This window comes from Siccirubricoccus soli (assembly GCF_024178315.1).
GTDB classification, from domain to species: domain Bacteria; phylum Pseudomonadota; class Alphaproteobacteria; order Acetobacterales; family Acetobacteraceae; genus Siccirubricoccus; species Siccirubricoccus soli.
On the sequence record NZ_JAMZIK010000087.1, the window covers coordinates 1 to 6,565 of the forward strand.

General features: G+C 72.7%; 7 protein-coding genes. 3 read left to right on the forward strand and 4 right to left on the reverse strand.

Annotation, left to right across the window (positions count from 1 at the left end):
- Window positions 1–206: 206 nt before the first annotated feature.
- From NJ376_RS14325 to def, 4 genes are all read right to left on the reverse strand, one after another.
- The gene (locus NJ376_RS14325; RefSeq protein ID WP_252953959.1) at window positions 207–1,496 is read right to left on the reverse strand and encodes an adenylosuccinate synthase; all 1,290 of its coding nucleotides are present in this window, start codon (window positions 1,494–1,496) and stop codon (window positions 207–209) included.
- A gap of 4 nt (window positions 1,497–1,500) precedes the next feature.
- Complete coding sequence (locus tag NJ376_RS14330) at window positions 1,501–2,658, reverse strand: ATP phosphoribosyltransferase regulatory subunit (RefSeq protein ID WP_252953960.1); 1,158 nt, start codon at window positions 2,656–2,658, stop codon at window positions 1,501–1,503.
- A 243-nt stretch (window positions 2,659–2,901) separates the two neighbouring features.
- Window positions 2,902–3,495 (reverse strand): COQ9 family protein, encoded by a 594-nt coding sequence (locus tag NJ376_RS14335; protein WP_252953961.1) that lies wholly within the window; start codon window positions 3,493–3,495, stop codon window positions 2,902–2,904.
- Window positions 3,492–3,995, reverse strand: a complete 504-nt coding sequence (gene def, locus NJ376_RS14340) for a peptide deformylase (protein WP_252953962.1) — start codon at window positions 3,993–3,995, stop codon at window positions 3,492–3,494. Before def ends, NJ376_RS14335 begins: the two co-directional genes overlap by 4 nt.
- Window positions 3,996–4,234: 239 nt before the next feature.
- Between def and rpsU the strand changes: the two genes are divergently transcribed.
- The 3 genes from rpsU (at window position 4,235) to NJ376_RS14355 (ending at window position 6,234) form a co-directional block, all read left to right on the forward strand.
- A complete protein-coding gene (gene rpsU / locus NJ376_RS14345) occupies window positions 4,235–4,438 on the forward strand; it encodes a 30S ribosomal protein S21 (RefSeq protein ID WP_007006360.1) in 204 nt (67 codons plus the stop codon).
- Window positions 4,439–4,547: 109 nt separating this feature from the next.
- Window positions 4,548–5,495 (forward strand): hypothetical protein, encoded by a 948-nt coding sequence (locus tag NJ376_RS14350; RefSeq protein WP_252953963.1) that lies wholly within the window; start codon window positions 4,548–4,550, stop codon window positions 5,493–5,495.
- Between the two features lie 130 nt (window positions 5,496–5,625).
- On the forward strand, window positions 5,626–6,234 hold the full coding sequence (locus NJ376_RS14355) for a glutathione S-transferase (RefSeq protein ID WP_252953964.1): 609 nt from the start codon (window positions 5,626–5,628) through the stop codon (window positions 6,232–6,234).
- Window positions 6,235–6,565 lie beyond the last annotated feature (331 nt).

Genomic DNA, 6,565 nt, shown 5'->3' on the forward strand with positions numbered 1-6,565 from the left:
CGACTTCGAAATCAGGACACTAGAGCACTTTCGGTTCACATGCGTTCACCGAAAACGCTCTACGCCCTTGTTTGCAGAGCAGATTCAAGTCCTCGGGCGATGCCGCCCTACGGCGGTCTGCTCTATGGCGGTGGCTCAGGCGCCGAGAGCGGCGCCGTCCGGCAATGCCGGCCGGCAGCAGCCTGCGAAGAGGCGGGTCCCGCCCCCTACCCGGCGAAGGGATCGCGCAGCGTGATCGTGTCGTCCCGATCCGGGCTGGTGCTCAGCAGCACCACCGGCGCCTCCACCAGCTCCTCGATCCGGCGGACATACTTCACCGCCGCCGCCGGCAGCTCCGCATAGCTGCGCGCGCCGCGGGTGGAGGTCGTCCAGCCCTCCAGCGTTTCATAGATCGGCTCGGCCGCGGCCTGCGCCTCGAAGGCCGAGGGCAGGCGGCGGAAGGTCTGGCCGCCGATGCGGTAGCCGGTGTTGATCTTCAGCTCGGTCAGCCCGTCCAGCACATCGAGCTTGGTGAGCGCAAGGCCATGGATGCCGCCGATCTTCACCGCCTGGCGCACCAAGCACGCATCGAACCAGCCGCAGCGCCGCGGCCGGCCGGTCACCGTGCCGAATTCCCGGCCGCGCTCGCCGAGGCCGCGGCCGATCTCATCCGTCAGCTCGGTCGGGAAGGGCCCGCTGCCGACGCGCGTGCTGTAGGCCTTGGCGATGCCGAGCACCATGCCGACCACATCCGGGCCGATGCCCGCGCCCGCCGCGGCGTTGCCGGCGACGGTGTTGGAGGAGGTGACATAGGGGTAGGTGCCGTGATCCACATCCAGCATCACCGCCTGCGCGCCCTCGAACAGCACGCGCTCGCCGGCATGGCGGGCCGTCTCCAGCCGCTCCCACGCCGCCTCGGCGTAGGGCAGCAGCTTCGGCGCCCAGCCCAGCAGCTGCTCGAGCAGCGCCTGCTTCTCGAACAGCGGCGCACCGAGGCCCTTCAGCAGGGAATTGTGGTGCAGCAGCAGCTCGTCGAGCTTCTTCGACAGCGTCGTCGGCTCCGCGAGGTCGCAGAGCCGGATAGAGCGGCGGCCGACCTTGTCCTCATAGGCCGGGCCGATGCCGCGCCCGGTGGTGCCGATCTTGTCGCCGCCGCGCGCCGCCTCGCGCGCCTTGTCCAGCGCCGGGTGCAGCGGCAGGATGAGCGGCACGTTCTCGGCGATGCGCAGATTCTTGGGGGAGACCTTCAGCCCCTGCGCCGTGACCTTCCCGATCTCCGAGAGCAGCGCTTCCGGGTCCAGCACCACGCCATTGCCGATGATGCCGAGCTTGCCGCGCACCACGCCGGAGGGCAGCAGGGAGAGCTTGTAGGTCTGGTCGCCGACGACCAGCGTATGGCCGGCATTGTGGCCGCCCTGGAAGCGCACGACGATGTCGGCCCGGCTGGCAAGCCAGTCCACCACCTTGCCCTTGCCCTCATCGCCCCATTGGGCGCCGATCACGGCAACATTGGCCATGCGCCTACTCCTTCGGCAGCGGCACGGCCTGGCCGTCCCGCAGGATATGCGTGCAGCGGAGCGCCCGCGGCGCATCCGTGGGCGAGAGCGCCGCGATGGTGGCGAAGCCCTGGGCCCGGAAGCCCGCCGCCACCGCTTCCGGCGTGCCCTGCGGCAGGAAGAGCCGCGGGCGCGGCGCCGCCGGCGGGGCGGCGCGCAGCACTGCATCCGGGTAGAGCGTCATGCCCGTCGCCGGCTCGTCGTTCAGGGAGAGGTAGCGGCCGCCCCGCGCCAGCTCCCCGCTGCGGCCAGGGCCGTAGAGGGTGAAGGCGACGCCGACATGGTAGCGGAAGCCGCGGAATTCGGCCGGGTCCAGGGTCAGGCGCAGCCCGGGCGCGCGGGCCCGGATGGCGGCGATGACGGCGGCGGCATTGTCGGCGATCTCCCGCGCCGCCTGGGGCAGCGGGGCGGCGGCCAGCGCCGCCAGCGCCGCATCCGCCGGGCCGGCCGCGGCGAGGAGCGAGGGCAGGCACTCGGCCAACGCCCCCGCCTCGGCCGAGAGGGCGGCGACCATGGCGGCATCCTTGCGGTCCAGCGCATGCGCCAGGGCCTGGCGCCGCTCCACCGGCAGGCCGGAGCCCTCCAGCAGGGTCGGCGTCATGGTGGGCAGGGTGATGTCGAGGGAGATGGGCGCGACGCCGACCGCGGCCAGCGCCGCGGCGGCCACCGCCGCCACCTCGGCATCTGCCTCGGGGGAGGCGCTGCCGATCAGCTCGATCCCCGCCTGCGGCATCTGCCGCTCGGGCGCAAGCTGGCTGCCGCGGACGCGCAGCACCTGGCCGGCATAGCAAAGCCGCAGCGGCCGTGCCTCCAGGCCGAGGCGCGTGGCGGCGATGCGGGCGACCTGCGGGGTGGTGTCGGCGCGCAGCCCCATCATGCGCTGACTGACCGGGTCCATCAGCCGGAAGGTCTGCTCGGCGACGGCGGCGCCGGAGCCGGCGAGGAGGCTGTCCTCGAATTCCAGCAGGGGGGGCTTCACCCGCTCATAGCCATGGCTGGCGAAGCCGGCCATCAGCGCCTCGACCAGGGATGCTTCCCGCTCCGCCTCGGGCGGCAGCAGGTCCATCAGGCCGGCGGGCAGCAGCCCGGCGGGCGGGGCTGAGGGGGAGGCAGGATCGGTCATGGGGCTTCGCGTGACGGCGGGGGGTGTGTGGCAGCGGGGGGCGGGGGATGCAAGTGCGGGGAGGTCCATTGGGGTTCGCCCGGCCCCCGGGCGGGAGACCCGCCGCGAGCGGTGCCCGCGATCCTGTGCCTCCGCCGAGGATTGCCGGTTCAAACCTCGGGCCCGAAACTCAGACCGGGGTCCGGGGACCGGTCCGGTCCCCGGCGGGTGCAGGCGGAGCCCCTGCGGAGTCCGGGGTAGCGCCTACGCCGCCCTCGGCCGCACCCGCCGGATCGCCCGGCCCAGCCGCGCCTGCTCCGCCAGCCTGCGGTCGAAGAAGGCCAGCGCCTCGCGCGTCTCCGTCGAATCGTCCCGCAGCCAATAGGCAATGGTCGCGGCATAGAGCGCGGCGAGCGTCGCCCGCCGCGTGTACCAGGAGAAATCCGCCGAGGCGTCGCCCGCCGCATGCCACATGGCATCCGCCGTGGCCGCACTCGCCCGCAGCGCCACCCCGGCATTCCAGGGCAGCGCCAGCAACGCCATGGCCCGGCGCAGCGCCTGCTTGTGCGGTGCCAGCACCGTCAGGCGCCACGCCACCAGCCGGCGGATGCGCGCCGGCACCCGCAGCCGGGGGATGTCCTCCGCCACGGCCGCCGCCTCCATCTCCTGGTTCAGCAGGTCCAGCCAGGCCTCCACCGCCCCCACCGGGCCGCGGGGGAAGAGGCTTTCAGCCAGCGCCGGGTCCTGGCCCGCGGCCAGCATGGCGGCGCGCAGGCTGCCCCAGTTCCAGCCGCGCCCGGCGGCGATCGGCAGCAGGGCGCGGATCGCCGCCACCCGCTCCGGGCTGCGCTCGGTCATCGCGCCACGCTGCCGGCGGCGCGCGCCAGCTCCTCGGTGAAGCCGAAGAGGGAAAAATCCTCCATGCGCATCGGGTAGAGCACCCCGTCCAGATGATCCGTCTCATGCTGCATGACGCGGGCGAGCAGCCCTTCCGCCTCGCCCCCCACCTTCTCGCCGGCGGCGTCCACCCCGCGCCAGGCGATGCGCTTCGGCCGGGTGACGCAGCCGCGCATGCCGGGGATGGAGAGGCAGCCCTCCCAGCCGCTCTCCGTCTCCTCCCCCATGGCCATCAGCTCCGGGTTGATGAGGGCGGCGACCTGGGCATCGTTGCGATAGACGAAGAGGCGCAGCGGCACATGCACCTGCGGCGCGGCCAGGCCGAGGCCGCCCGCATCCAGCATGGTCTCCGCCATGTCGGCGATCAGCCGCTGGATCTCCGGCGCCATCGGGTCCGCCACCGGCTCGGCCCGTTGCAGCAGCACGGGATGCCCCATCCGGGCGATCTTCAATATGGCCATGCCTGCCTCCTCCGGCCTTGCGCGCCGCCAGAAGTAGGGTGCGGAGGAGGCAGGCGGGAGGGGCTTTCGCCCCGCCATGCCGCCATGCTATGCAACAACATCCGCGTCAGGCTGGTGGCCTTCGGGGTTGGCGTTCGGACCATGGTCCGGGTTCCAGGCCCCGGGGGTGAACTCGCTGCCTGCCGTGGCGTTCGTCGTTGTATCCCAACTGCCTCCAACCGCGAAGGAGTTGCCGCCGCGTGCAAGTCGTCGTCCGTGACAACAACATTGACCAGGCGCTGAAGGCGCTCAAGAAGAAGCTGCAGCGCGAAGGCGTGTTCCGCGAGATGAAGCTCCGCCGGCACTATGAGAAGCCGTCCGAGCGCCGCGCCCGCGAGGCCGCCGAGGCCGTCCGCCGCGCCCGCAAGGTGGAGCGCAAGCGGCTGGAGCGCGAGGGCTTCTGAGCCCCGCCCCCCTTCGCGCCGGGCCCTGGCCGCCCGACCCTGGGGATTTCTGCTGAACTGGAGACCGGATGCCGCAACGCGGGTTTACCCCCGCGTGATGCGGCCTTTGGTGTTTCTGCTGCTTCTGCTCGGCGCCGTGCCGTCGCCCGCGCAGGACCTCACCCCGTTCTTCGTGCAGGCCGGCTGCGCCGATGCGGCAGGCCGCCTGCGCCCGGGTACTCTGCCCTTCGAGCCGGGCTGCGACCGGAAGCTGCCCCTGGCCGCGGGCCAGCCCCTGCCCTATCGCAAGCATGACTGGCCGGCTGCTTACGAAGCCGCCGCCTGGCCGCATGGCTACCAGGCCTCCGATTCGCTGCTCGGCCGCCTGCGCGGCCGGCCAGCGGCGCTGCAAAGCTTCGACTTCGCCGATGCCACCCGCGCCTTCGCCCGACTCGACCCCGGCGATGGCGGCCAGGCGGTGATCCTCGGCCCCGGCGGCGCCTGGGTGGCGCTGACCGAGGATGGCAGCGGCGGGCGGCAATGGTTCCAGGGCCCGCGCTGCGGCCGGCCCGCCCTGCGCGGGGAGCCGGATCCCGGCTGGCTCCTCGCCCTGCCGCCGTTGCAGGAGGGCTGGCAGCAGCGCGTGGTGCGGCTCGGCATCAGCGCGGCGCCGGAGGCCTGCCCGGCGGCGCTGGGCCCCAGCCTGACGCGCTGGCGCTTGCTGCGGCTGGAACTGCCCTGGCGGGAGGCCGGTGGGGCACCGCAGCGCGTGCCGGCGGAGGCGCTGCTCTCCGAGCATTATGGCGGGGCCAGCCTCGCCGCCGCGGACCATCTGGAGCGGTTCTGGTTCGTCCGGGACCTGGGCCTGGTGCGCTGGGAGCGTTGGGAGACCCCGGCGCGGAGCCGGGCGCTGCGGGTCGCGGCCATGGCGGAGCTGCTGACCACCTCCGGCCGCTGCCCGCCCATGGCGGGGGCGGAGCCGCCGGCGCCGGGCTGGCAGGCCGTGGATTGCCGGCTCTGGACCAATATCCGCCGGGCCGGGGCGGAGGCGCCGCTGTCGGGGCTGGGCTGGCGCTGACACGACGAAAGCCCCGCCTGGTCACGCCTCGGCCCCGGGAAGCGGCCCGCCGGGCTTGGCAAGGGCGCCGGGATGGCGTCCTCTGCCCGGGGCGGTCCCCGCCCGTGACCTACCTCCTGGGAGGAATACTTTGCAGCTCTACTGGTCCTCGCGCTCGCCCTTCGTCCGCAAGGTGATGGTGGTGGCGCATGAGCACGGCCTGGCCGAGCGGATCGAAAAGCGCCCGATCGTCGTCTCCACGATGAAAGCAGGGCGGGAGCTGCTGCCGGTGAACCCGCTCGGCAAGATCCCCACCCTGGTGCTGGAGGATGGCGGGGCGCTGTATGACTCCTCCGTCATCTGCGAGTATTTCGACGGTATTGGCCAGGGGCCGAAGCTCTTCCCGGCCGCCGGCCCGGCGCGCTTCACCGCGCTGCGGCGCCAGGCGCTGGGGACCGGGCTGATGGACATGCTGGTGACCTGGCGCGGGGAGCTGGCGCGGCCGCACCCGGCGGCGGGGGCGCTGGAGGGCTTCGGCTGGAAGCTGGCGGCCAGCCTGCAGGCGCTGGAGGCGGAGGCCGAGGCGCTGGCGACGGAGCCCTATGGCATCGGCCAGATCTCGATCGGCGCGGCGCTGGCCTATCTGGATTTCCGCTGGCCGGAGGAGAATTGGCGCACCGCGCATCCACGGCTGGCGGATTTCCAGGCCGGCTTCACCGCCCGCCCGGCGGTTCAGGCGACGGCGCATATCGACGCCTGAGCTGGCGCGGGGCCTTGGGCTGCCCCGCGCGACTGTGCGGGGCCACAGGATTCAGCGGCATCCCGACACCTCGCACAACCTTCCGCGGCAAAGCCGCGAAAGGACTGCGGGCGGCAGCCTTCAATGAATGGGCGTAGAGCATTCTCGGTTCACATGCATTCACCGAAAGCGCTCTACACCTTTGTTTGCAGAGCAGATTCACGCCTTCGGGCGATGCCACCCTACGGCGATCTGCTCTAGCCACTCACCAGGGCGGCGCCGGCTTCCTGGAGGATGATCTGCTCGGTGAGGCGGATTTGCGTGGAGACGCCCTCGATCAGCGTCCTCGCAT